This is a genomic window from Mycolicibacterium sp. Y3, assembly GCF_051188035.1.
GTDB classification, from domain to species: domain Bacteria; phylum Actinomycetota; class Actinomycetes; order Mycobacteriales; family Mycobacteriaceae; genus Mycobacterium; species Mycobacterium fluoranthenivorans.
Genome location: NZ_JAVQLT010000001.1, coordinates 5,088,118 through 5,111,793, shown reverse-complemented (window position 1 = coordinate 5,111,793; position 23,676 = coordinate 5,088,118). Strand labels below are relative to the sequence as shown.

Here is a 23,676-nt window from a genome sequence, read left to right as displayed (position 1 = left end):
TCAGTCCGCGAGCACCTGCTCGCGCAGGATGTCGGCGTGCCCGCAGTGGTGCGCCAGTTCACGCAGGACCTGCAGGAACACCCAGCGCAGTGTGCGCGGTCCGGAGTCGTGACCGGTCACCACGGTGTCCAGGGACATTCCTGCGACCATGGCGCGGGCGGTTTTGCAGGCCTGCCGATGGGCCGCCGTGACGGAGGCGACGGTGTCGTCGTCGGCGAGCCGGAAGGACTCGTCCACACTGGCCACGAGGCCGAGTTCACGTCGCGACGTACCGCCGACGCACTGCTCGAACCACACCCGCTGCATCCAGGTGACGTGCTTGAGCAGGCCGAGCAGCGTCGTCGCCGAGGTGACGAGCCGCCGGCGGGCCTGCTCCTCGGTGAGGCCGTCGACGGTGTGCTCGATGGCCGACCGGTAGTCCTCGACGAACGCCTCGAGCTGTGAACGCTCCGGTTCGAGCAGCACATCGAACGAGCTCATGGGAGTTCCCCCTCGCGCGCGGTCCGGCTGGGCCAGAGCGTCATTCGGCTCAGCAGTCCGTCCCGCAGCCCGACGGTGTGGAACGTGACGGCGCAGATGTGGGCCGTGAACGCGGCGAACAGCAGATAGGCCAGCACGGTGTGGGTGGTGCGCAGGAAGGCGTACAGCGCGATGCCGTGCGGTGCGATACCGGGCAGGTGCAGCGGCCCGAGGATCGTGATCGGCGAATCGGCGGCGGACAACATGGCCCAGCCGACCAGAGGTTGCGCCAGGAGCAGGGCGTAGAGCAGATACTCCGAATAGGTCGCGACCTTGCGTTCGGCGCGGCCCATCGTTTTCAGGAAGGGTGGCGGCCGGTGGGTGAGCCGGTTGATCAACCGGACGACGGCGAAGACGAGGATCGCGATGCCCAACGGCCGGTGGATGGCCAGCAGCAGCGGGTAGTAGGTGAGTGCGGCGACCATGGTGATGCCGAGAAAGAACTGCACGATCACCATCGCCGCCATGGCCCAGTGCAGCAGCCGGGACAGCAGGGTGAACTTGGCCGGGGACTCAGTGCTCATCGTGGATCACCTGTTCGACGTTGATCTCGCTGGGCGACTTGGGTTCTCGAGCGCGCCGGTTGAACGACTGTGCGTACACCGCGGACCGGGCGCGCGGCAACGGGTCGTCACTGACGGCCAGGCCGTCGGGCAGCACCGTCGGATCGAAATTGATGTCGCGGGCATTTCCGGGCGCCTCGGTGAGCAGATGATCGATGGTGAGCACGCCCGCTTCGATGGTGCGCCGGTCGGCGGGCCAGGGCAGGGTCGCGTCGTGTGTAGGGTCGCCGGGCGCGCCCACCGTCAGGACCAGCCGCCAGGACAGCGGTCCGCGGCCCGCCTGCTCGACGAGAGCGTCGAACAGCTTGTCGTGGGCGTTACCGCCCGGGCCGGGTGGATCGGCGGGCTGGCGGGGCACCAGCGACCACCGGATCGGGGTGGTTCGTCCGTTGCCGTCGGTGGCCAGGAACGCGTTGAGGCTGCGGAACGTGCTGTCGGCGAAACCCGCGGTCGGCGGTGCGGCCTTGATGATCTTCATCGCTGCGGCCGACTCTGGGTGTGCGGCCAGGAACGCCGCCATGGCGGCGGGGTCGGGCTTCTTGGTGGCGGGGTCCGGTTTGGCGGCGAGTAGTTGCTCGAAGAACGCCTGTGGCGTGCTGACCGGGAAGACGGGGATGTTGACCATGGCCGAGCGCCACTGCTGGCCGTCGCGCAGCTGGAACATCACGCCCAGTCCGCGCACGGTCGCCGGATCGTCGGCAACGTCGGGCAGGCTGCCCGACAGGGAGAACCGAGCGATCACCGGTGAGGTTCCGCCGGCGAAGACCGACGCTTTGGACACCTCACTGCCGGCCCCGGAGCTGACGAAGGTACCGGCGGCGGCCACCCCTTTGGCGTGGTTGCGGCGGAAGCCGTCGTGCCGGCCGTAGAGCTGTTCGAACCGGTCGGCGAAACGGGACGCCGTGAGTCGGGGCGGTCCCAGCCAGTCCGAGGCGACAGCCACGCCGCCGACACCGGCCGCTGCCACCCCTGTGACAGCGGCCAGGCCGATGAGGGCATCGCGACGATTGAGGCGCAAACCCGGCTCGTTCTCCTGCGTCATGTGTTTAAGACTGCCCTTTCGTGGCGGCGGCGTCAGCGGAAGACATTCAGAACGGCAGGTCGAGTCGACCCTGCGTGGTGTCGAGCTCGTCGTGATTGGACGAGTGCAGCCCGACCAGATAGGGCACCTGCGGGTTCGTCCCGTAGGGGACCAGTGGGTCGGTGTCGGCGCCGGCGAGTGGTGCCAGCGCGATGGCGGCACCTGCGGCACCGAGGAGCAACCAGCCGAAGCGGCGAACAAGGGTGTTGTGCATCATGAGGGATTCCTAATCGCTTGGGGGGCCGCATATCGCGTTCCCGGTGACTCTCAACCTGCCGGGATTTCACGACGGTTCACTAATCGCTTTCTGAAGATTTGATGTAGGTCGTCCCGAGGCCGGGGTTATCGGCCTGCCTGCGCAGACAGGCGGGGCATCATGGAGAAATGTCAGATACTGCCGGCACCGTGACGCTGCGTGCGTTGATCGTCGACGATGAGGTGCCGCTGACCACCGTGGTGGGGAGCTACCTGGTCAAGAACGGTTTCGAGGTGCACACGGCGCACGACGGTCCGGCGGGGTTGTCACAGGCCCGCCACGTCGACCCCGACGTGGTCGTGCTCGACGTCGGTCTGCCGGGGATGGACGGTTTCGAGGTCTGCCGCCAATTGCGGACCTTCTCGGATGCCTACGTCGTCATGTTGACGGCGCGGGACACCGAGGTCGACACGGTGGTGGGTTTGTCGGTCGGCGCCGACGATTACGTGACCAAGCCGTTCAGCCCGCGCGAGCTGGTGGCCCGGATCCAGGCGATGCTGCGCCGGCCGCGCCGAGACAACCGCGGAAGGGACGTCGGCCCGGAACACCCGCCGCGGGAGATCGGTGCACTGCGCGTCGATCCGGCCAGCCGGGAGGTGCACGTCGACGGATCCGAAATCCTTTTGACACGAACGGAGTTCGATATTCTGGCCGCACTGTCCGCCCGGCCCGGGCTGGTGATGGGACGCCGGCAGCTCATCGAGGCGGTATGGGGCGGCAACTGGGTGGGCAACGACAACATCGTCGATGTCCACGTCGGCCATCTGCGTCGCAAGTTGGGTGACGATCCCGCGCAGCCGCGGTTCGTCAGCACGGTGCGTGGTGTCGGTTACCGGATGGGGAAGGGCTGATGGCTGCCCCCCGACACGGTGCCCGGTTCGGTATCCGCACCCGGCTGCTGGCGGCCAATTCCGTTGTGGTCGTGGCCAGTATCGCGACGACCATCGTGGTGGCGATGCTCGTCGGGCCGCCGATGTTCCAGCGGCTGATGGACAGGGCCGTCCAACCCGGCAGTGCCACCGATCATCCGTACCAGCGCGCATTCGAACGCGCGACGACGGTGTCGGTGGGCACGGCGCTCGCGGTGTCGGCGGTGGCCGCACTGAGCCTGAGCTGGTATCTCAGTCGGCGCGTGTACGTGTCGGCCTCCGAACTGGCCCACGCGGCAACGGCGGTCGCCGACGGTCACTACGAGGTCCGGGTGTCACCGGCCGGTTTGGGAAAGGAATTCGACGAGATCGCGGCCGCCTTCACGACGATGGCGCAACGCCTCGGCGACGTCGACCGCACCCGGCGCCAGATGCTCGCCGACCTGGCCCATGAGATCCGGACACCGGTGGCGGTGCTGGAGGCCTACTTCGAAGCGCTCGAAGACGGTGTGCAGACCCTCGATGCCGACACGATGGGCGTGCTGCGCGATCAGACCCGCCGGCTCACCCGCTTCAGCGCCGATGTCGGTGCGTTGTTCAACGCGGAGCAGAGCCCGAACGCCATCGAGGTGCGCCCGGTTCGGATCGGGGAACTGATCGCCAACGCGGTGGTGTCATTCGAACCGCAATACCGCGGGAAGGGTATCCACCTGTCGTCGGAGATCGCCGCCGACCTGCCCGAGGCTAGCGGCGATCCCGAACGCATCGGACAGGTCCTGACCAATCTTCTCAATAATGCGTTGCGTCACAATCACAGTGGAGATCGGGTGCGGATCGCGGCGCGGCGGCACCTCGATACCGTGAGGGTGTCGGTGTCGGATACCGGCGACGGGATCCCCGCCGAACACCTGGATCGGATCTTCGAGCGGTTCCATCGCGTCGACGCGGCGCGCGATCGTGAGCACGGGGGAGCGGGGATCGGCTTGGCCATCGCCAAGGCGTTCGTGGAGGCGCAAGGCGGCCACCTCACCGCTGCCAGCGCCGGACTCGGCCGCGGCAGCACGTTCACCTTCACGATTCCGGTGTGTTAGTCCCGGTCGAGTACCAGCCAGCCGCCGTGGAACTCGGTGACGGTGGCACGCACCCCGGGAAATCGCGCCCCGAGCCGAGTCAGCGCTGCGGTGTCGAATCGGCGGATATGCCCGTAACAGGCCTGTGGTTCGTCCTCGAACGGCACCGCCACCACCACGCGACGGCGTGCCAGTCGCAAAGCCTCGGCCAGTACCTGTTCACCGGTGACCGGGTCCAGGTGCTCCAGCAGATGCAACGCGGTGACGGTATCGGCCGCGCCGTCGGGTAAGGGGACGTGCGCGGCGTCGCAGGACAGGGTCCGCACCCTGCGGTGCAGGGGCCGGCTCACCTGATGCAGAAGATCCATGGTCGGGACACTCAGGTCAGTCGCCAGGACGTCGAAACCCAAGTGCTGCATACGCAGTGGGAAGAATCCGAAACAGGATCCGAGATCGATCAACTGCTCTCCGACGGCCAGTCCGGCGGCCCGGGCGTGGATGGGCGCGAACGCCGTCCGGCCACGCTCGAGCGCGCCGATCGAATTGCGGTAGAACTGCAGCCAGGCCGCCATACCGCCCTCGACGGTGGAGCGCACCACCCCGGTGAAGACCTGTTCGAACTCCGGCCGGCCGCGCAACCGGGTGCCGAGCTCCTCGGTCAGCAGCACCGCGAGTTCGTCGGACAGTTCGTCCGGGGTGAGATCGTGCTCCACCGCCAGCACACCCTCGCGGCGGTCCATACAGAACCGTGGCGTGCACACGGCGTCATGCGGATGGTGCCGGCCGGTGCGGCGGCGGACCAGCACCCCGTCGCCATGCCAGGTGCCACCTGAGGTCGGCGCCAGGGGATTGACCAGAGCCGGTTCCAGTAGTGCAACTGTCATGGTGGACAACGTTATTCGTGATCACTATGTGCGCACCCGCACCAACCGGTCACAATCGTGATCTGACCGGATGGGTGCTCAACTGCCCGTCCGGCCAGTGTTGCGCGGCGGCCGCGTCACCTAGCGTGAGTGGTGTCCATCACAGCCCTGGAGGTTCCGATGCCCACCCATGACGCCACTGAAAACAGCGCGACGGCAACCGCACTCGTCGAGGAGACCCTTGTGGAAGAGGTCTTCATCGACGGTATGTGCGGAGTGTACTGAACATGGACTTCGATCCGGACAGCCCGTGGCAGCTGCACCCGCAGGTGGCCGTCCGCCCCGAGCCGTTCGGCGCGCTGCTGTACCACTTCGGCACCCGCAAGCTGTCGTTCCTGAAGAACCGTACGGTGGTCGAGGTGGTCCAGGCCCTGCCTGCGCATCCGAGTGCGACGGCCGCGCTGCGCGCCGCCGGCGTACAGGATTCCGGTCCCTACACCAAAGCGCTTGCCGCGTTGGCCCGGTCGCAGATGCTGGTGCGGCCATGACCGTACATGCCGTCACGTTGAGTGACCAGTTCGAACTCGGCCTGGACGCCCCCATCTGCCTGACCTGGGAGCTGACCTACGCCTGCAACCTGGCGTGCGTGCACTGCCTGTCATCGTCGGGCAAGCGGGACCCGCGTGAGCTGAGTACGCAGCAGTGCAAGGACATCATCGACGAGCTCGAGCGCATGCAGGTGTTCTACGTGAACATCGGCGGCGGGGAACCGACTGTGCGGTCGGACTTCTGGGAGCTGGTCGACTACGCCACCGCCCACCACGTCGGGGTGAAGTTCTCCACCAACGGCGTGCGGATCACCCCCGCCGTCGCGGCCCGACTGGCCGCGAGTGACTACGTCGACGTTCAGATCTCGCTGGACGGCGCGACCGCGGAGGTCAACGACGCGGTCCGCGGGCGCGGATCCTTCGACATGGCGGTGCGTGCGTTACAGAACCTCAAGGACGCGGGTTTCCGGGACGCCAAGATCTCGGTCGTCGTCACCCGGCACAACGTGGAGCAGCTCGATGAATTCAAGGCGCTGGCGGATCGTTTCGGAGCGACACTACGCATCACCCGGCTACGGCCCTCCGGCCGCGGCGCAGACGTGTGGGACGAACTGCACCCCACCGCCGCTCAGCAGCGCCGCCTCTACGACTGGCTGGTCGCCCGCGGTGACGGTGTTCTTACCGGGGATTCGTTTTTCCATCTATCGGCCTTCGGCGGTGCGCTACCTGGACTGAACCTGTGCGGTGCGGGCCGGGTGGTGTGCCTGATCGATCCCGTCGGCGACGTGTACGCCTGCCCGTTCGCCATCCACGACAAGTTCCTGGCCGGAAACGTGGTGCGTGACGGCGGTTTCGACACCGTCTGGAAGCATTCCGAACTGTTCGCCGAACTGCGCAGCCCCACCACCGGCGGTGCCTGCGCGTCCTGTGCGCACTTCGACAGCTGCCGCGGCGGCTGCATGGCGGCTAAGTTCTTCACCGGATTGCCGATGGACGGCCCGGACCCCGAATGCGTTCAGGGGTATGGGGAATCGGCGCTGAGTGCCGACCGCGCCATACCCCGCCCGGCCGTCGACCACTCCCGGTCGTTGCCGTTGACGGTGCTCAAGAAGCCCAAGCGGGTGTGTGACGTCAACCCCGTCAGTGAACTGCTCTAAGGAGGTAACCATGGCATGGTTCGAGACGGTGGCCGAGGCGCAGCGCCGAGCCTCCAAACGACTGCCCAAAAGTGTGTACAGCGCGCTGCTGGCCGGGTCCGAGAAGGGCACCACGGTGTCCGACAACACCGCCGCGTTCGGCGAGCTCGGATTCGCGCCCCATGTGGCGGGGTTGTCCAGCAAGCGTGACCTCGCGACCACGGTGATGGGACAGGCGATTTCACTGCCGGTGTTCATCTCACCGACCGGTGTGCAGGCCGTGCACCCCGACGGGGAGGTGGCGGTGGCCCGTGCCGCCGCGGCCCGCGGCACGGCGATGAGCCTGTCGTCCTTCGCGAGCAAGGCGATAGAGCAGGTGACCGCGGCCAACCCGCAGACCTTCTTCCAGATGTACTGGACCGGTACCCGCGACCAGCTCGAAGCTCGGATGGAGCGTGCCCGCGCGGCGGGTGCCGTCGGGCTGATCATGACCACCGACTGGTCGTTCTCGCACGGCCGGGACTGGGGCAGCCCCAAGATCCCGGAGAAGATGGATCTGCGGGCCATGGCCCGGTTCGCGCCGGAAGGTCTGCTGCGGCCGCGCTGGCTGCTCGACTTCGCCCGCACCGGCCGGGTGCCGGACCTGACCGCGCCCAACCTGGCTGAGCCCGGAGCCGCGGCACCGACGTTCTTCGGCGCGTATGGCGAGTGGATGCAGACCCCGTTGCCCACCTGGGCGGATATCGCGTGGCTGCGGGAGCGTTGGGGTGGGCCGTTCATGCTCAAGGGCGTCATGCGGGTGGACGACGCCCGCCGGGCCGTCGATGCCGGCGTCACCGCGATCTCGGTCTCCAACCACGGCGGGAACAACCTGGACGGCACCCCTGCATCGATCCGCGCCTTGCCCGCGATCGCCCAAGCCGTCGGTGCCGAAGTCGAGATCGTGCTGGATGGCGGTGTCCGTCGGGGCAGCGATGTGGTGAAGGCACTCGCGCTGGGTGCCCGCGCCGTGATGCTCGGCCGCGCCTACCTGTGGGGCCTGGCAGCCGGCGGGCAGGCCGGGGTGGAGAACGTGCTCGATGTCATCCGCGGCGGTATCGACTCCGCCTTGCTGGGGCTGGGCCTGTCTTCGGTTCAGGAACTGCAACCTTCCGACCTGGTCATTCCGGATGGGTTCGCGCGAGCGCTGGGGGTCTGAACGCCGCCGGTTTTACAAACCATGGTGGTTTGTCTAGACGTAGGACAAAATGCGGCCTATAGTCAACTCCAATAGTGATGGCACTCACAGGAGGAGTTGACGATGACGTCGCAGATAGATGCCAGCCCTCAGCCGGTGCAGGCCGCCGACTGGCGGGACCGCAAGCGGTATCTCTGGTTGTTGGGCCTGATCGCCCCGACCGCGCTGTTCGTGATGCTGCCGGTGGTGTGGGCGTTCAACCACGCCGGCTGGCACGCCGCGGCGCAGATCCCGTTCTGGGTCGGCCCGATCCTGGTCTATGTCCTGCTGCCGGTGCTGGATCGGTTCTTCGGCCCGGACGGGCAGAACCCGCCCGATGAGGTGATGGAGCGGCTGGAGAACGACAAATACTACCGCTACTGCACTTACATCTACATCCCGTTCCAGTACGCCAGCGTCATCTTCGGCGCGTATCTATTCACCGCATCCGACCTGGGCTGGCTGGGCTTCGACGGTGGGTTGGGTTGGCCGGCCAAGATCGGCTTGGCGCTGTCGGTGGGTGTGCTCGGCGGGGTCGGGATCAACACCGCCCACGAGATGGGCCACAAGAAGGATGCGCTGGAACGCTGGCTGTCCAAGATCACGCTGGCCCAGACCTGTTACGGCCACTTCTACATCGAGCACAACCGCGGTCACCACGTGCGCGTCGCGACCCCGGAGGATCCGGCGTCGGCCCGCTTCGGTGAGACGTTCTGGGAGTTCCTGCCGCGCAGCGTCTGGGGCAGCCTGAAGTCGTCCTGGGAGCTGGAGGCCAAACGGCTGGAGCGTGCCGGTAAGAGCAAGTGGCACCCCTCCAATGACGTGCTCAATGCCTGGGCGATGTCGGTGGTGTTCTACGGCGTTCTGATCGCGATCTTCGGGCTCGCGCTGATCCCGTACATCCTGATCTCGGCGGTGTACGGCTTCGCCCTGCTGGAGACGGTGAACTACCTCGAGCACTACGGTCTGCTGCGGCAGAAGCTGGACAACGGACGGTACGAGCGCTGCGCGCCGGTGCACAGCTGGAACTCCGATCACATCGTGACCAACCTGTTCCTGTACCACCTGCAGCGGCACAGCGATCACCATGCCAACCCGACCCGGCGCTACCAGATTCTGCGCAGCATGGACGGCGCGCCGAACCTGCCCAGCGGCTACGCCTCGATGATTGGACTGACCTACATCCCGCCGCTGTGGCGCAAGGTCATGGACCACCGGGTGTTGGCGCACTACGAGGGCGATATCACCCGCGCCAACATCCATCCGCGGATGCGGGACAAGGTGCTCGCCAAGTACGGGGCCGGTGACGAGCGCTCGCGCGACGAGCAGAAGGCCTGAACGTGGGCGTGTTCCGATGCCCCGGCTGCGGATACGTGTACGACGAAGCTAAAGGCGCCCCGCGCGAGGGTTTTCCGGCGGGAACGGTGTGGGCGCAGGTGCCCGATGACTGGACCTGCCCGGATTGCGCGGTACGTGAGAAGCCCGATTTCGAAGAAGTGACGTGAGGAGTCCGCGATGAGTGAGGCCTACAAGTTGTACGTCTGCATCCAGTGCGGATTCGAATACGACGAGGCGAAGGGCTGGCCGGAGGACGGTATCGCCCCGGGTACCCGGTGGGACGACATCCCCGAAGACTGGAGCTGCCCGGACTGCGGCGCGGCGAAGTCCGACTTCGACATGGTGGAGGTCTCTCGTTAAAGGGCGAGCGAAGCGACGGGAGAGAATGTCGTGACCGCCGTATGGGCGGCAAGTCGCGATAACCTCGCGCATATGAACACCCCGGTGCCTCGGCGTACGGCCCAGCGCGTGCCCTATGCCGAGGCGTCGCGTGTGCTGCTGCGGGACTCGATCCTGGACGGCATGCGCGAACAACTGCTGGTGCGGGACTGGTCCTCGATCACCCTCACCGATGTGGCGCGGGCCGCCGGCATCAGCAGGCAGACCATCTACAACGAGTTCGGATCGCGCCAGGGCCTGGCCGAAGGCTATGCGTTGCGACTGGCCGACCGCCTGGTCGACGCCGTCGCCCATGCCATCAACCGCAACGTCGGCCAGGTCTACGACGCGTTCCTGGAGGGCTTCCGGGCCTTCTTCGCCGAGTCGGCATCCGACCCCCTGGTCATCTCCCTGCTCACCGGTGCGGCCAAACCCGACCTGCTGCAGATCATCACCATCGGCAGCGGCCCGATCATCAGCCGCTGTTCGGCGCGGCTGCAGGAGACCTTCCAGAGCAGCTGGATCCGCTCCAGTGACGAGGACGCCGGGGTGCTGGCCCGTGCGATCGTCCGGCTGGCCATGAGTTACGTGTCCATGCCGCCGGAAGCCGACCACGATGTGGCCCGTGACCTGGCCCGCCTCATGTCACCGTTCGCCGAACGATACGGTGTTGTAGGCACCCCTTAGCTGTCAGAGCGCCGCCGCCGTTCAACATTGCCGCAGCGCCTGTCCCGCGAGCCCGCAGGCTTTGGGTTGCCGGCAGGAGTGTGCACGCGGCCCGCCGCGGCACGCGCCCATGCACTCACAGCAATGACGAACGAAAAAAGGGGCTCTTACATGACCGAGCTGAAGGTCGATGTCCGCAACGGCATCGACTACAAGGTCGCCGATCTGTCGCTGGCCGAATTCGGCCGCAAGGAAATCCGCCTGGCTGAGCACGAGATGCCGGGCCTGATGGCGCTACGCCGCGAGTACGCCGATGTGCTGCCGCTCAAGGGTGCGCGCATCTCGGGATCGCTGCACATGACGATCCAGACCGCCGTGCTCATCGAGACGCTGGTGGCGCTCGGTGCCGAGGTGCGCTGGGCGTCCTGCAACATCTTCTCCACCCAGGACCACGCCGCTGCCGCGGTCGTCGTCGGCCCGCACGGCACCCCCGAGGAGCCCAAGGGCACCCCGGTGTTCGCCTGGAAGGGCGAGACCCTGGAGGAGTACTGGTGGGCCGCCGAGCAGATGCTCACCTGGCCTGCCAAAGATGGTGTGGAAGCGCCCGCCAACATGATTCTCGATGACGGCGGCGACGCCACCATGCTGGTGCTGCGCGGTGCGCAGTACGAGAAGGCGGGCGTCGTGCCGCCCACCGAGGACGACGACTCCGATGAGTGGAAGGTCTTCCTGGGGCTGGTGCGCAAGCGCTACGAGTCCGAGAAGGACAAGTGGACCAAGATCGCCGAGTCGGTCAAGGGTGTCACCGAGGAGACCACCACCGGTGTGCTGCGGCTCTATCAGTTCGCCGCCGCCGGCGAGCTGGCCTTCCCGGCCATCAACGTCAACGACTCGGTGACCAAGAGCAAGTTCGACAACAAGTACGGCACCCGGCACTCGCTGATCGACGGCATCAACCGTGGCACCGACGTGCTCATCGGCGGCAAGGCCGCCCTGGTCTGCGGTTACGGTGACGTCGGCAAGGGCTGCGCCGAGGCGCTCAAGGCCCAGGGTGCACGTGTCGCCGTCACCGAGATCGACCCCATCAACGCCCTGCAGGCACTGATGGACGGTTTCGAGGTCAAGAGCGTCGAAGAGGCCATCGGCTGGGCCGATATCGTCATCACCGCCACCGGCAACCAGGGCATCATCACCCTGGAGCACATGCGCTCGATGAAGCACCAGGCGATCCTGGGCAATATCGGCCACTTCGACGACGAGATCGAGATGGCGCGCCTGGAGCGTGACCCGGATATCCGCCGGATCAACATCAAGCCGCAGGTCGACGAGTTCGTCTTCCCCGACGGCCACTCGATCATCGTGCTGTCCGAGGGGCGTCTGCTCAACCTCGGCAACGCGACCGGGCACCCGTCGTTCGTGATGAGCAACAGCTTCTCCAACCAGGTGATCGCGCAGATCGAACTGTGGACCAAGAACGACGAGTACGACAACGAGGTCTACCGGCTGGCCAAGCACCTCGATGAGAAGGTCGCCAAGATCCACGTCGAGGCCCTCGGTGGCACGCTGACCAAGCTCACCAAGGAGCAGGCCGAGTACATCGGCGTCGATGTCGACGGCCCGTACAAGCCGGAGCACTACCGCTACTGACGTCTGTGCTCGTCAGAATCACACGCGCGATCGCCGCGACGGCCCTCTGTGCCGTCGCGGCGATCGGCTGTTCGAAGGGGCACGAGCAGCCCGCACCGGCGGCCCCGCCTCTGGAGGTCCGGCACGACGTTGCCGGTCTCACCGCCGTTTTTCCGGCAATCGGCGTGCCGGAATCGGTTGCCTGGGTGCAATGGTCGGGTTCGGCCGGCGGCGACACCACCGCACAGTGGACCGATGCCGTCGTGCACTTGGCGCCCGCCGTGGTGGAGGCCATGGCCGGCCAGTTCGAGCCCACCGATACCGGCCGCAAACCCCAAGTGCAGGAAGAACTGTCGGCTGACGTGCCACAGGGGCCGTTCCTGACGGGGGAGCGTCTGGATGACGGGTTCTCTTCTGCGGCGACCAGTGCGTATGCGTTCCTGGACCGTCAGCACGCCACCTTGGTGTTGCAGGCGACCAGCCTGGTGTAGCTGCGGCTCGCCTTTACATTTTCTGTGTAGAACGACACGTACGGATTCCGTGTCCATTCGGTGACCAGACTGTTACTGTCCGGTGGTGATTCGGGTCGGGGTTGCTCTACTAGTCGTGTTCTTGGCTGGGTTTTCCGGTTGTCTGGCAACGGGTTTCGTCCCTCGGGCGGCGGCGGACGATTGGTATCCGTACTACAACGAGGACGAATACACCGACTTCTACACGCCACCGAATCCATTGCCCGCCGGTAAGCCGGGCGATCTGGTGCGCACCGAACCATCGCGGTTGGTGTTGGAACCGTCGGGCCAGCTCGGGGCCATCATGGCTACCGGGACCCGGGTGATGTACCTGTCGACCGATGCCCGCGGCAACCCCGACGTGGTCACCGGGACCTACTTCGAGCCCTATAACGCCTGGCCGGGACAGGGGCCGCGGCCACTCATCGTCTACGGTCCGGGCACCCAGGGCCAAGGTGACCAGTGCGCACCATCGCGACAGTTCAACCAGGGCATCCATTGGTCGCCGTATCTGGACTTCGGTTTCAACTACGAAGAGATGTTCGTGGCCACCATGGTCGCGCGCGGGTTCGCCATCCTGATGACCGACTACGAGGGACTGGGCACCATCGGTGTCACGCACACCTACGTCAACCGGCTCTCCGAGGGGCACGCCATGTTGGATGCCGCCCGCGCGGCGCGGCTACTGCCCGGCACCTCGCTGAGTCCCGGTGGGCCGACGGCCTTCTGGGGCTATTCCCAGGGGGGCGGGGCGGCGGCCTCGGCCGCCGAACTGGCCGCCAGCTATGCCCCCGACCTCAACATCGTCGGATCGTATGCGGGTGCGCCGCCGGCGGATCTGGCCGAGTTGATGCCCTTCGCCGACGGAAGCGCCCTGGTCGGGGTGGTCGGATATGCGCTCAACGGCATCATGCAGTCGTACCCTGAGGCGGAGCCCTTGATCAGGTCCAAGCTGACTCCGCGTGGCGAGGATCTGCTGGCCAAGGTCAAAGACCAGTGCATCGGCGAGACGCTGATGAAGTTCATGTTCCGGCACCTGCAGCCTTATTTCAACGAGCCCATCGAGGAACTGATGGCCGAACCTGCCTTCAAGGGGCTGTTCGACCTGCAGCGCATCGGTACGTTGCGGCCCAATGCGCCGGTCTTGGTCAACAGCAACAGGTTTGACCCTCTGGTGCCGTGGACGGCGGCCAATCAGATGGCCAGGGACTGGTGCGACAAGGGCGCCGATGTGGAGTTCCGCACCAATGAGCAGCCTCCGTTTCTGAACAAGGCGGTCATCAACCACGCGCTGCCCATGCTGGTCGACGGGGAACCGGCGATGCAGTGGATCGCCGACCGGTTCAACGGAGTGCCGACCGCGCCCAACTGCGGGACGTACTGACGCAGGACTAGGCTGCCGAATGTGCGAGCCGCCGCCATCCTTGTGACGGTGCTGCTCCTGGCAAGCGCCTGCGGGCCGACCAGGGGCGGGGTTCCGTCGCCCTTTCCGGCCGCGGTCGGCCGGGGACCCTGCGCCGTGGACACCGAGCACGATGTGCCCGCGACCATGCGGGACGGTACCGTGCTGCGCGCCGATGTCTACCGGCCCAGGAGCGCGGACCTCGTGCCGGTGATCCTGATGCGCACGCAGTACGGGAAGTCCGGCGCCCAGGTGGCGCCAGCGCGGTTCCAGCCGCCGGACTGGTTCGCCTCCCACTGTTATCTCGTTGTGGTACAAGATGTTCGAGGTCAGGGTGCATCCGGCGGGACGTTCAGCGAGTTCACCCATGACATGGCTGACGGCTACGACTCGGTGGAGTGGGCCGCGGCGCTGCCCGGATCGAACGGCAAGGTCGGTATGTACGGGTCGTCCTACGTGGGCGCCACCCAGTGGCTCGCCGCAGTGACGGCACCGCCTCATCTGGTGACCATCGTTCCGGCCAACACCGCATCGGACTACTACGACGGCTGGACCTATGAGGGCGGTGAGTTCCGGCTGGCGTTCGTGCAACCCTGGGCCATCGACTCGATCGCGACGACTGCCGCACGCAACCGCAACGACCTGTCTGCGCTGGCCCGTCTGGAGGCAGCCGCCGGCGAGCCGACCCGGTGGCTAGATTTCCGCCCGTTCAAGGACCTTCCGCCGCTGCAACCGCAGAACCCCGCGGTGGCGCCGTGGTACTTCGACTGGATCCGGCACAGCGCGCGTGACGATTTCTGGAAGTCGGTCAGCATTCGGGACCGGTATCCTTCGGTGCGCATCCCGGTACTGGATGTGGAGGGCTGGTATGACGCGTTTCTCGCTGGCGGGGTGGAGAACTTCACCGGAATGACCACCCGCGGCGGGAGCGAGACCGCCCGCGCCAATCAGCGGCTGGTGATAGGGCCATGGGATCATGTGGCGTGGGGTCGGCCGGACTCGCGCCCCGCGCCGATGCTCGCCGATATCGGTCCCGTCGGCAACAGCCCCATCAACGAGTTGATGCTGCAGTGGTTCGACCACTTCCTCAAGGGCGCCGACAATGGCATCGGCGGCACGCCACGGGTCGACTACTTCGTCATGGGTGCCAACAGCTGGCGGCAGGCGTCGGGTTGGCCACTGCCGCAGACGGAATGGGTCAACTGGTTTCTGTCGGGCAATGGGGGATCGGCCGAGCGTAAGGGATCGCTGTTGCCGGTCTTACCGGCGGCACAGGGGCCGGATACCTACACCTATGACCCGTCCTACCCGGCGCCGAGCCTCGGTGGCCATTCGTGCTGCGGCGCGATGTCGGGGCCACAGGGCCCCTACGATCAGACGCCGGTCGAGCAGCGTTCTGATGTGTTGGTCTACGACTCGGCGCCGATGACGCACGACACCGAGATCACCGGGCCGGTGTCGGTGACACTGTGGGCGCAGTCCTCGGCTGTCGATACCGACTTCACTGCGAAGCTCATCGTGGTGAAACCCGACGGGCAGGCCGTCAACCTGAACAACGGCATCCTGCGGACTGCCTTCCGCGACTCGCTGTCGCAGCCCGCACCGATGGTGGCCGGTCAACCGTATGAGCTGCATATCCAAATCTGGCCCACGAGTTACGAGTTCAGATCCGGGGACCGGGTGCGGCTGGAGATTTCCAGCAGCGACTACCCACAATTCGCGCCCAACCCGAACACCGGGGCGCCGTTCGGGCAGGACACCGCGACGGTGCCGGCCGTGCAAACCATCCTGCATGATCCCGCGCACCCGTCGTCGGTCACGCTACCGATCATTCCCTGACCAGCGTTCGACTGCTGCGGCGCTTTCCTCGTTCCCGGACTCCTTGAGCCCGTTGATGACTCCGTCGATATCGGCGGCGGGCCGATTCTGGCTCAGTTTGAACTTGGCCTCTATCCGGCTGATGTTGATCTCGACACCGACGATGGCCCGCAGCTGCCCGGTGAGGAACTTCTCGGGCGCGTCATCGACGCTCCAGGGCCTCGGACGGTTCGCTTCGTGCTTGTCGGTGAGTCGGCGCACCAGAGCGTCGAGCCAGACCGGATCGTCGTGAATGGTGACGGTGCCGTAGACATGGGCAGTCAAGTAGTTCCAGGTGGGCACCACGCGGCCGTGCTCGGCCTTGGACGGGTACCAGCTGGGGCTGATGTAGGAGTCGGCGCCGCGGACGATGACCATCGCCTCGCCCAGGACGGGCAACTGCCACTGCGGGTTGTTGCGCGCCAGATGTCCCAGCAGCGTCCGGTGCTCGGCGTCGTAGATGAAAGGCAACATCGTCGCGACGAGGCCCTCCGGTGTCGCCGTGATCAGATCGGCGGCGCCGTGGTGGGTGAGCAGCTCACGGACCGCGTCATCGTCGGGGGCGAAGTGTGCGGGGACGTACATGGGTCCAGGGTCCGGGACGGGGTGGGTGGGGGCAAGGGGTTTTCAGAGGGGCCCGGCCATCAGAGGACATGCCTCCTCACCTACTTGACGATGATCACGTCTGACTTGTCGATCTGTTGATGGGGTACTGCGGGATAATCTTCTCGGATTCGGGCAGCCAGTGATTTCAGTTGTTCGATGTTGTTTACGTCGATGTTCAGGGAGTTGATGAGGAAGTACCGGCCGATATCGGTCTTGTACTCACCCTCGCTGAAAATCACCTTCAGGATGAGGTCGCCATTGGTAGACCTGTAGAGCGTGAAGTCCCACGGATTCATCGCCACTCGAGTTACTTCCACTACAGTACGTCTCCCGTCGCTATATCTATCACCGTGTAATCGCGCCCATTGTCCATGTCTTCCGTGTGAACGATTGCCTCCAAGTCTCCCTTTGGAAGCCTTCCGCCGGGGAGCCACTGGTCATTGGCACCCCACTCGTTGCCCGAAGGCATGTGCGAAGCGTACGAGCTCGTCGGGTGGAAGTGGACGATGACGAGGCTGTCATTGGCTAGCTGATCTTCAGGAATGCCGAGCTTCTGAGCGAGTTTAATTGGATCGCCGCCGGACTCGTCGAGCATTGCCTTTGCATCAGCGTTGGTCAAGACGAACTCGCTCCTACCCAGATCTGGTTTCCCGATGCCGTATTCCTCATAGCTGCTTCGGATCAAGATCCGTGACGCGCCGTCCTCGAAATTCCGAAGGTGTTCGGCGATGTACTCAGCAGGCAAATACGTATCAGGCGGTGGTCGCTGTCCTTTTTCGGTGGCGAGGATCTCGTCAAACTTCTCCCTACTGATGGGGACACCGCCAGTATCCGAATAGTCGGCATGTGTCCCTTCATCTGAGTTGACGGCGTTACCTTCCGAATCGGCGCCGGTATGAGCAGATTGCTCTTCGGGGTCGGGGCTTCTTTCAGTGCGGCCCGCACTCAGTTCCCGTTGCTCACTGTCTTGTGCTGGATTGTCGGAACCCGAAGGCTCGTTGGAGACGGGTTCGTTGCCATCGGCATTTATCGGTGCATGGTGTCCGCCTCCGGCCACGTTCCCTGATTCTGGTCGCTGACCCATCTCGCGTGCGACGCCGCCACCTTGGACAGCGGATCCCTCGGATCGGACAGGTATGAGTTCTTCTCGATGGTCAGCGGGTGTCGCTGGGTCGTTTCGGGTGGATCGTTCAGAGACTCCGCCGTCAGTTGATAGACGATCTTCTCCGCGTCCTCCAGCGTGCGTCGAATCGTGATCTCCCACTGATACGGGTAGATCCGGCTCCCGCCCCGGTTGAATCCCGTCTCCTTGAACGTCGTGTACGCCTCGGCCACCATGGTCTCCGACCAACTCGGGTACTGGTAGATGATCCCCGTCTCCGAATCGATCACCAGCCGAGCCAGACCCACTGAGTGGCCCGTCGCCATCTGTTCCGGGGACAGCACTTTCGTCGCGACCCACCCCTTGCTCACCGGGTGCACGTGAAAGGTCTCCCTCGGCGACCTCTGCGCCAGATACGCCAGCGCCTGTTCCCTGGTCTCCAGCTTTTTCATCGCGTGTTCCTTGGAGAAGTTCGGCCGCGGGGTGATCCGTGGATGGATTGTGCTCAGTGGAGGCGGACGAGCTATCTGAGGCGTCGCCACCTACACCTCGGTCGTCGCCACCTCCGGCCACACCCCGCGGTTCTGCCGGCTCAGCCACTCCGCGTGAGACGTCGCCACGCTCGCCAGCCAACCCCTCGGCTCGTGCGCGAATGTCGCCTTCTCGATGGTCAATTGACTCTGCTGCGTGGGCTCCGGTGGATCGGTCAAGGACTCCACCGTCATCTGATACACGATGGTCCGCGCGTCCTCCCGCACCCGTTGAATCGTGATCCTCGACTGATACGGGTAGATCCGGCTCCCGCCCCGGTTGAATCCCGTCTCCTTGAACGTCGTGTACGCCTCGGCCACCATGGTCTCCGACCAACTCGGGTACTGGTAGATGATCCCCGTCTCCGAATCGATCACCAGCCGAGCCAGACCCACTGACTGGCCCGTCGCCATCTGTTCCGGGGACAGCACTTTCGTCGCGACCCACCCCTTGCTCACCGGGTGCACTTGAAAGGTCTCGGTCGGCGACATCCGCGCCAGATACGCCAGCGCCTGTTCCCTGGTCTCCAACTCCGCCATCGTGTACTCCTCGGCTGGGTTCGATCGGTGTGAAATTCAGATAAGACGACCGGTCGACCATCCACGGGGGCGGCCGATCGGACGTAATACGTTGTTGCGGATCCCACCAGACCGGCCCGTCAGCGCCTTCGGGATAGACGACGACCGTTGCGTGGGAGCCGTCGGTCACGGGGGAGCCGTCGGGATGATGCAGGTATTGGCCAGTATGCGGATCGCGGGCATGCCAGCCGTTGACAACCAAAGCAGACGAGCCGGGCCCGAGGTCGCTGATGTGCCTGTGGAGTGCGTCGAACTGGTCTACGAGTCCCATCCCATGGAACTCCAGTAGGGGCCTGCCGAGCCACGTTGCGGCACGGTGCAACCCGCCGAGCTCGCCCGAACGCGTGTCGATCATGCCGTCCGGCAACTTATCCGGGAATCTTGGTGCCGATACGGTGGGGTCTCCATGAAATGACGACAATGCGGACAGCGAGCAGTCAAGGCAGTTGTTCGACCGACCCCTGACCTCCGGGCCGCCGTCGTTGATCAGGTTGCCGTAGTCGTTTGTTCGCGGATCGGCGTGCCTGAGGTAGTCACCGTGCGAGTCGCGCAGGGCATTCTCTACCGCGGTCTGATACGCAGGGTCCTCGACACGATCCAGTTGATGCGGGCCGTAGATACGGTCGTCAGCCGGATTGCCCACTGGGCCAGTCGGATCCGGATCAGGATGTTGGCCGGCGCCGGATTCATGGCTGGAGCCCGACGGGTCGGGGTGATGTCCAGAGGGGTCACCTGCATGGGGCGTCTCGTGAATTGGGGGAGTGGGTGTGCCTTCTCCCGCTCTCGGCGCGTGTGCTTCTGGCCCGGGCCGCGGGGTCGCTGTAGCCGCGTCCGGCTCATGCGCCGCCGCCGGCTTCACCGGCGCCTGGGGCGATCGCTCAACCGACGGCCCGGCGCCGCTGGGTGCCTGGGCGCGCGGGCTCTCTGGTGTGTTGCCCTGCGGTGTGCGGGTTTCCGGGCTGCGCGCCGGGGTTTCGGGGGCCGGCGTTCGGTTCGGCGCGTCGGTCGGACCGTGCATGCCGCCCGCGGCATGGGGTGCCATCGGCATGCCGCCCACCATGGGCGCCGGCGCAGAGTGCTGTCCCCCGTTGCGGTCTGTCGGGGTCTGAGCTGAACCGTGGTCGACGGAGTCAGGTGAGGTGGGCTGATGCGCCGCCGGTTCGTGCGTGTTGGGTTCGTGCACCGCCGACGCCTCGTGCCCAACGGGCCGTTCCATCGTCGGCTGGTGCTCGACCGGAGTGTGGCTGGCAGCGGCCGCATCGTGGCCGGCAGGCGAGTGGTTCTCGCCGACGCCGGGGCTGCCCTGGTGCTCGACTGGGCGCGAACCAGTCTCCGACGCATGCGAGTTGGACTCCGGCACTCGAGACTCAGGCGCATGTGCCGACGCGGCGGGCGTCGACTCCGACGGTGCTCGCGGGGCTTCGTGCGTGCCAGTCGGACTGGGCGATTCGGGCACATGCGTGGGCGCAGGCGGTGCCGACGAGTCCGGGGAGTGCGGCGAAGCGGAGGACTCCGGCGACGGACCGTCGACGCGCCCCGGGCCGGGATCCGAAGGCGGAACGGAACGTCCGGGAGGCTCCGGCGGGGGACCGTCACCGCCACCCGTTCCTTGATGAGGTCCACCAGGGGTGCTCTGCGGTCCCGGCGGATCGGGCGGCCCGGACGGCCCCTCGAGTCCGTGCGGGGCGGTGGGCGCGTCGATGCCACGAGGTGCGCTCGGGCCCACGAGCGAATCGGGAATCGCACCAGGCCGGACCTCGGGAACATCTGGAACCCGTTGTCCGCCAGGGAGATCACCCAGACCCTCGACGCTGGGTGCGCCCCGACTCCACGGGCCGATCTCCCCGAGCTTGGGCAGGCGACCTTCATCCAAGATTCGCCTGGTCATGTTCAGACTCTTGGCGACGCTGCCCGTCTTCGACAGCGCGCCACCAGGCACGAACAAGGAACCGATGTTGAACGCCGCCTCACCCGCGCCGCGACCCGGATGGTCACCTGTCCACTGGTCCAGCGCGATGAACTGCTTGCCCATCTCGGCCAGCACGCCCGGTGCCTTCGACGGATCGTTGGCCACTGCCCATGCCGTCTTGGCCAGGCCCTCCCACATCTCCGGGTTGGCCATCGACACCACACCGGACACCGTATTGATCAGGCCGTTCGCGATACCGACCTCGAAATCGGTGTAGAGCGTGACGGCATCGGCCAGGGCATTGCCCACGCCGTCGCCGAACTGCGCAACCAGGACGGGCCGGACCCACTTCTCGAATGCATCTGCGGCATCGCTGATGAGATTCTTGAGTTCGTTGAGCAGACCGACGATTCCCTCGACCTGTCGCTGGAAATTGCTCAGCACGGTGCCCACATCGTGGGCGACCTCGCGCAGTACTTTCATTCCGTCGCCGGTGAAGAAATCGGTGACGGTGTCCCACAGGCCCGACAGTGACAGTCGGTCCAGCAGTCGGCGGATGGCATCTTGGGTCTGCTGCACCTCCCGAGCGAAATCGGTGATGTGCTGGGCCAAATCCGAAGCCGTGGTGGTCAGGCGCGACATGGCCTCGCCGATGGCGTCGAAAGCCTCGCCGATCTTCGCGCCTTCGGGAATGTTCTGTGCGGCCACGGCGGGTTTGAGCCCGTTCAATTCGGATTGAAAGATGGCGAATCCGGTGGCGAAGTTACGCCATTGGGCGGCAAGTACATTCATCATTGCGGCGTTCCCGGACGGCCAGGTCATTGCCGCCCCGAACAACCCCAGGCCGGGCATTGTCAGCAGCAGCGGCTCGACGAGGTACCACATGGTGGGCGGCGGGACCATGGCTCCGTTCGGGCCCGCGGGCATGTCGCCGGCGACTGTGTCACCGGGCTGGGGGCCCAGACTGCCGGTAGGAGCGTGACCGCCGATGGTCGAGCCGGCGTCGGCGTTCTTGTAGTTGTAGCCCGTCGCCTGCAGCATGTAGCCGACGGATTTGAACGCATTCGCGCCTTGGGCCAGCGTGTTGGCGAAGTCCTGTGCCTGGCGTCCGTAATCGAGAGCGAAACTCAGCCCGGCCGTATCCGCACCTGAGGAGATGCCGCTTCCCAGAGCGGAACTCAAGGAGTCGCACAACATCCCCAGTTGTGACCCGAGCGATTCGACCCGCTTGCCGGCATCGATCAGGACATCCGGGTCGACCTCGATCCGGCCGTGTGCCGAGGCGACTACCCCCACATCGCGCCGTTCTTGGTGACGGCTTCCGTGTAGTTCTTTTCGGCCGCCTGGGCGATGGACCGCAATTGCTTCAGCGCCGACTTCATCTGCTCGGCGCCGTCTTCCCATTGCTGCTGAGCCTGCGCCTGGGCATCCGAACCTTCGCCATGCCAGGACGTGCGCAGCGTGGCCATCGTGCGGTCGATGTCCTCCAGGCATTCGGTGACTTCACGCTCGAACGCCTGCATGTGCTCGATTGCCGCCTGCATCCTCCCGAAATCGACCACCAGTTGAGTCACCGCGGCACCTCGCGGCCGGACGTCTGGGAGTCAGCGGGCGGCTCGACCGGTGCCCCCGTCGGCCCGTCATCGCCGGGCGCTGCCCCGTCATGGTCTTCCGGGTCCTTGGCATCCTTCGCCGTCTCGACGGCCTTCTCGACCGCCTGCTCGATGGTCTGGCCGACCTGTTGCGCCACCCCAGCGGCTGCCTGTGCGGCTTGCGTCACCATGGCGCCGGCCGTTTGACCGGCCTGTGCCAGCCCGGAGGCCACCTGCCCACCGACCTGACCCACTTGCCCCACCGAAGAAGACAGTGCGTCGGACGATCCTGAGTAACCGGACGCCGCACCCGACGAGGGCTGCGCCGTCGCGCCGGTCGCTGGAGAGCCCGCCGGAGAGCCCGACGGGGTGCCCTGACCGTCACCGGCACCCGACGCGGGGAACGACGACGCAACCGCACCGGCGGCCTGCTCGTCGGTTCTCTCGTATTGATCGCCGGCCACCCTCAGCAGGTCCGACATGGTCTGCACGCCGCGGACCACCTGGCCCGCACCGTGGTGCCACTGGTCCCACGCGGTGGAGTAGGCGGACGCGGCGTCACCTTTCCAGCCCGACCCCAAGAGCTCGCGGGTTTCGAGGTCCACGCTGGACAGGCCGTCCTGCAAGCGCTGCCCCGCCTCCCGCAGCCGGTTCGCGGCAAGATGCAGTTCGGACACGACAACTTCGACCGGACGTTCCATCTCACCCCCGTGTCATCGGACGGCCGACACCACTGTGCAGCTTATTCGCCCCCGAAGGCACCCTGATGCACCAGTTACGCTCGCCCCGTGCTCATCGTCATCGAAGGCCTGGACGGCGCCGGCAAGCGAACTCTGACCGAGGGCCTGCGAGCGGACTTCGAGGCCCGCGGGAAAACCGTCACCACGATGGCCTTCCCCCGGTACGGCGAATCGATCCACGCCGACCTGGCCGCCGAGGCACTGCACGGCGGCCATGGCGACCTGGCCGACTCGGTGTACGCGATGGCGACGTTGTTCGCCCTCGACCGGGCCGGCGCCCGCGACGAGATCAACCGCCGCAAGGATTCTCACGATGTCGTCATCCTGGATCGCTACGTGGCGTCGAATGCCGCCTACAGCGCGGCCCGGCTGCATCAGCACGCCGACGGAGAGGTGGTGGCCTGGGTGCGTGACCTCGAATTCGGCCGGCTGAACCTGCCCGGACCGGATTGGCAGGTGCTGCTCGACGTCCCCGTGGAGCTGGCCGAGCAGCGCGCGGTGTCCCGCGCGGCGCAGGAAGCCGACCGCGCCCGCGACGCCTACGAGCGTGACGGCGGACTGCAACGCCGGACCGGTGAGGTGTACCGCGCGCTGGCCGCTGCCGACTGGGCCGGCCGGTGGGCGGTGGCCGCCCCGGATATCCATCCGGGGCAACTGGCCGAGACCCTCCTCGCATAGGTCGAAACTGACGCGGTGTGGCACCGGCGGTTTGTCACGATTT

Annotated in this window: 28 protein-coding genes and 2 pseudogenes; 16 read left to right on the top strand and 14 right to left on the bottom strand. The window is 66.1% G+C overall.

What is annotated here, in order from left to right; translation table 11 throughout:
- Genes QN239_RS24925 through QN239_RS24910 form a run of 4 tightly spaced genes read right to left on the bottom strand, consistent with a single transcriptional unit; the run spans position 1 to position 2,380 of the window.
- On the bottom strand, positions 1-480 hold the full coding sequence (locus QN239_RS24925) for a DinB family protein (protein ID WP_499014486.1): 480 nt from the start codon (positions 478-480) through the stop codon (positions 1-3).
- Entirely contained in the window at positions 477-1,043 is a 567-nt protein-coding gene (locus QN239_RS24920; RefSeq protein ID WP_499014484.1) for a cytochrome b, read from the bottom strand. The genes QN239_RS24925 and QN239_RS24920 overlap by 4 nt, the downstream gene beginning before the upstream one ends.
- The gene (locus QN239_RS24915; protein ID WP_499014482.1) at positions 1,033-2,124 is read right to left on the bottom strand and encodes a catalase family peroxidase; all 1,092 of its coding nucleotides are present in this window, start codon (positions 2,122-2,124) and stop codon (positions 1,033-1,035) included. Before QN239_RS24915 ends, QN239_RS24920 begins: the two co-directional genes overlap by 11 nt.
- A gap of 46 nt (positions 2,125-2,170) precedes the next feature.
- Positions 2,171-2,380: a hypothetical protein gene (locus QN239_RS24910; RefSeq protein ID WP_499014481.1), complete on the bottom strand. Its 210-nt coding sequence runs from the start codon at positions 2,378-2,380 to the stop codon at positions 2,171-2,173.
- 167 nt (positions 2,381-2,547) lie between these two features.
- Here QN239_RS24910 and QN239_RS24905 point away from each other — a divergent pair, with 167 nt between their 5' ends.
- Both QN239_RS24905 and QN239_RS24900 read left to right on the top strand, forming a co-directional pair.
- Entirely contained in the window at positions 2,548-3,270 is a 723-nt protein-coding gene (locus tag QN239_RS24905) for a response regulator transcription factor (protein ID WP_187098610.1), read from the top strand.
- Positions 3,270-4,379 carry a sensor histidine kinase gene (locus QN239_RS24900; RefSeq protein WP_499014478.1) on the top strand — a complete coding sequence of 370 codons (1,110 nt, stop codon included), beginning with the start codon at positions 3,270-3,272 and terminating at the stop codon, positions 4,377-4,379. Before QN239_RS24905 ends, QN239_RS24900 begins: the two co-directional genes overlap by 1 nt.
- Here QN239_RS24900 and mftM read toward each other — a convergent pair.
- Positions 4,376-5,242 (bottom strand): mycofactocin oligosaccharide methyltransferase MftM, encoded by an 867-nt coding sequence (gene mftM, locus QN239_RS24895; RefSeq protein WP_499014476.1) that lies wholly within the window; start codon positions 5,240-5,242, stop codon positions 4,376-4,378. The genes QN239_RS24900 and mftM overlap by 4 nt on opposite strands.
- Positions 5,243-5,401: 159 nt before the next feature.
- Between mftM and mftA the strand changes: the two genes are divergently transcribed.
- From mftA to QN239_RS24835, 12 genes are all read left to right on the top strand, one after another.
- Entirely contained in the window at positions 5,402-5,506 is a 105-nt protein-coding gene (mftA, locus tag QN239_RS24890) for a mycofactocin precursor MftA (protein WP_090356266.1), read from the top strand.
- Positions 5,507-5,508: 2 nt separating this feature from the next.
- Positions 5,509-5,769, top strand: coding sequence for a mycofactocin biosynthesis chaperone MftB (gene mftB / locus QN239_RS24885; RefSeq protein ID WP_499014474.1), 261 nt, complete (start codon positions 5,509-5,511; stop codon positions 5,767-5,769).
- Positions 5,766-6,926, top strand: a complete 1,161-nt coding sequence (gene mftC, locus QN239_RS24880) for a mycofactocin radical SAM maturase (protein WP_090355805.1) — start codon at positions 5,766-5,768, stop codon at positions 6,924-6,926. The genes mftB and mftC overlap by 4 nt, the downstream gene beginning before the upstream one ends.
- Before the next feature lie 10 nt (positions 6,927-6,936).
- Positions 6,937-8,103: a pre-mycofactocin synthase MftD gene (mftD, locus tag QN239_RS24875; RefSeq protein ID WP_499014472.1), complete on the top strand. Its 1,167-nt coding sequence runs from the start codon at positions 6,937-6,939 to the stop codon at positions 8,101-8,103.
- Between the two features lie 102 nt (positions 8,104-8,205).
- Positions 8,206-9,459 carry an alkane 1-monooxygenase gene (locus QN239_RS24870; RefSeq protein WP_499014470.1) on the top strand — a complete coding sequence of 418 codons (1,254 nt, stop codon included), beginning with the start codon at positions 8,206-8,208 and terminating at the stop codon, positions 9,457-9,459.
- Between the two features lie 2 nt (positions 9,460-9,461).
- Positions 9,462-9,626, top strand: a complete 165-nt coding sequence (locus tag QN239_RS24865; protein ID WP_187098615.1) for a rubredoxin — start codon at positions 9,462-9,464, stop codon at positions 9,624-9,626.
- A 10-nt stretch (positions 9,627-9,636) separates the two neighbouring features.
- Positions 9,637-9,819, top strand: coding sequence for a rubredoxin (locus tag QN239_RS24860; protein WP_267290259.1), 183 nt, complete (start codon positions 9,637-9,639; stop codon positions 9,817-9,819).
- Positions 9,820-9,891: 72 nt separating this feature from the next.
- Entirely contained in the window at positions 9,892-10,524 is a 633-nt protein-coding gene (gene alkX, locus QN239_RS24855; protein WP_499014467.1) for a TetR family transcriptional regulator AlkX, read from the top strand.
- 150 nt (positions 10,525-10,674) lie between these two features.
- Positions 10,675-12,150 carry an adenosylhomocysteinase gene (gene ahcY, locus QN239_RS24850; protein ID WP_499014465.1) on the top strand — a complete coding sequence of 492 codons (1,476 nt, stop codon included), beginning with the start codon at positions 10,675-10,677 and terminating at the stop codon, positions 12,148-12,150.
- Positions 12,151-12,155: 5 nt separating this feature from the next.
- On the top strand, positions 12,156-12,620 hold the full coding sequence (locus QN239_RS24845) for a hypothetical protein (protein WP_499014464.1): 465 nt from the start codon (positions 12,156-12,158) through the stop codon (positions 12,618-12,620).
- A gap of 85 nt (positions 12,621-12,705) precedes the next feature.
- Complete coding sequence (locus QN239_RS24840) at positions 12,706-14,022, top strand: lipase family protein (RefSeq protein WP_499014462.1); 1,317 nt, start codon at positions 12,706-12,708, stop codon at positions 14,020-14,022.
- A 165-nt stretch (positions 14,023-14,187) separates the two neighbouring features.
- On the top strand, positions 14,188-15,879 hold the full coding sequence (locus QN239_RS24835; protein ID WP_499016953.1) for a CocE/NonD family hydrolase: 1,692 nt from the start codon (positions 14,188-14,190) through the stop codon (positions 15,877-15,879).
- Here the strand turns inward: QN239_RS24835 and QN239_RS24830 are convergent.
- From QN239_RS24830 to QN239_RS24805, 6 genes and pseudogenes are all read right to left on the bottom strand, one after another.
- Positions 15,862-16,482 carry an FMN-binding negative transcriptional regulator gene (locus QN239_RS24830; RefSeq protein ID WP_499014460.1) on the bottom strand — a complete coding sequence of 207 codons (621 nt, stop codon included), beginning with the start codon at positions 16,480-16,482 and terminating at the stop codon, positions 15,862-15,864. The genes QN239_RS24835 and QN239_RS24830 overlap by 18 nt on opposite strands.
- A gap of 80 nt (positions 16,483-16,562) precedes the next feature.
- Entirely contained in the window at positions 16,563-16,805 is a 243-nt protein-coding gene (locus QN239_RS24825) for a hypothetical protein (RefSeq protein WP_499014458.1), read from the bottom strand.
- Between the two features lie 14 nt (positions 16,806-16,819).
- Positions 16,820-17,560: a hypothetical protein gene (locus QN239_RS24820; protein ID WP_499017038.1), complete on the bottom strand. Its 741-nt coding sequence runs from the start codon at positions 17,558-17,560 to the stop codon at positions 16,820-16,822.
- Entirely contained in the window at positions 17,530-18,057 is a 528-nt protein-coding gene (locus tag QN239_RS24815) for an SUKH-4 family immunity protein (RefSeq protein WP_499014457.1), read from the bottom strand. The genes QN239_RS24820 and QN239_RS24815 overlap by 31 nt, the downstream gene beginning before the upstream one ends.
- 90 nt (positions 18,058-18,147) lie before the next feature.
- The gene (locus QN239_RS24810; RefSeq protein ID WP_499014455.1) at positions 18,148-18,675 is read right to left on the bottom strand and encodes an SUKH-4 family immunity protein; all 528 of its coding nucleotides are present in this window, start codon (positions 18,673-18,675) and stop codon (positions 18,148-18,150) included.
- 103 nt (positions 18,676-18,778) lie between these two features.
- Positions 18,779-20,602 (bottom strand): annotated as a pseudogene (locus tag QN239_RS24805) (toxin glutamine deamidase domain-containing protein); the annotation flags it as partial.
- Between QN239_RS24805 and QN239_RS24800 the strand changes: the two are divergent.
- Complete coding sequence (locus QN239_RS24800) at positions 20,492-21,157, top strand: hypothetical protein (protein WP_499014453.1); 666 nt, start codon at positions 20,492-20,494, stop codon at positions 21,155-21,157. The pseudogene QN239_RS24805 and the gene QN239_RS24800 overlap by 111 nt on opposite strands.
- Before the next feature lie 78 nt (positions 21,158-21,235).
- Here the strand turns inward: QN239_RS24800 and QN239_RS24795 are convergent.
- The 3 genes and pseudogenes from QN239_RS24795 to QN239_RS24785 all read right to left on the bottom strand — a co-directional run.
- Positions 21,236-21,415: pseudogene (locus tag QN239_RS24795) on the bottom strand (hypothetical protein); the annotation flags it as partial.
- Positions 21,416-21,909: 494 nt separating this feature from the next.
- Positions 21,910-22,197, bottom strand: coding sequence for a WXG100 family type VII secretion target (locus QN239_RS24790; protein ID WP_499014451.1), 288 nt, complete (start codon positions 22,195-22,197; stop codon positions 21,910-21,912).
- A complete protein-coding gene (locus tag QN239_RS24785; RefSeq protein ID WP_499014450.1) occupies positions 22,194-22,916 on the bottom strand; it encodes a WXG100 family type VII secretion target in 723 nt (240 codons plus the stop codon). Before QN239_RS24785 ends, QN239_RS24790 begins: the two co-directional genes overlap by 4 nt.
- An 87-nt stretch (positions 22,917-23,003) precedes the next feature.
- On the opposite strand from QN239_RS24785, the gene QN239_RS24780 reads away from it, so the two are divergent.
- Positions 23,004-23,633, top strand: coding sequence for a dTMP kinase (locus tag QN239_RS24780; RefSeq protein WP_167157507.1), 630 nt, complete (start codon positions 23,004-23,006; stop codon positions 23,631-23,633).
- Positions 23,634-23,676 lie beyond the last annotated feature (43 nt).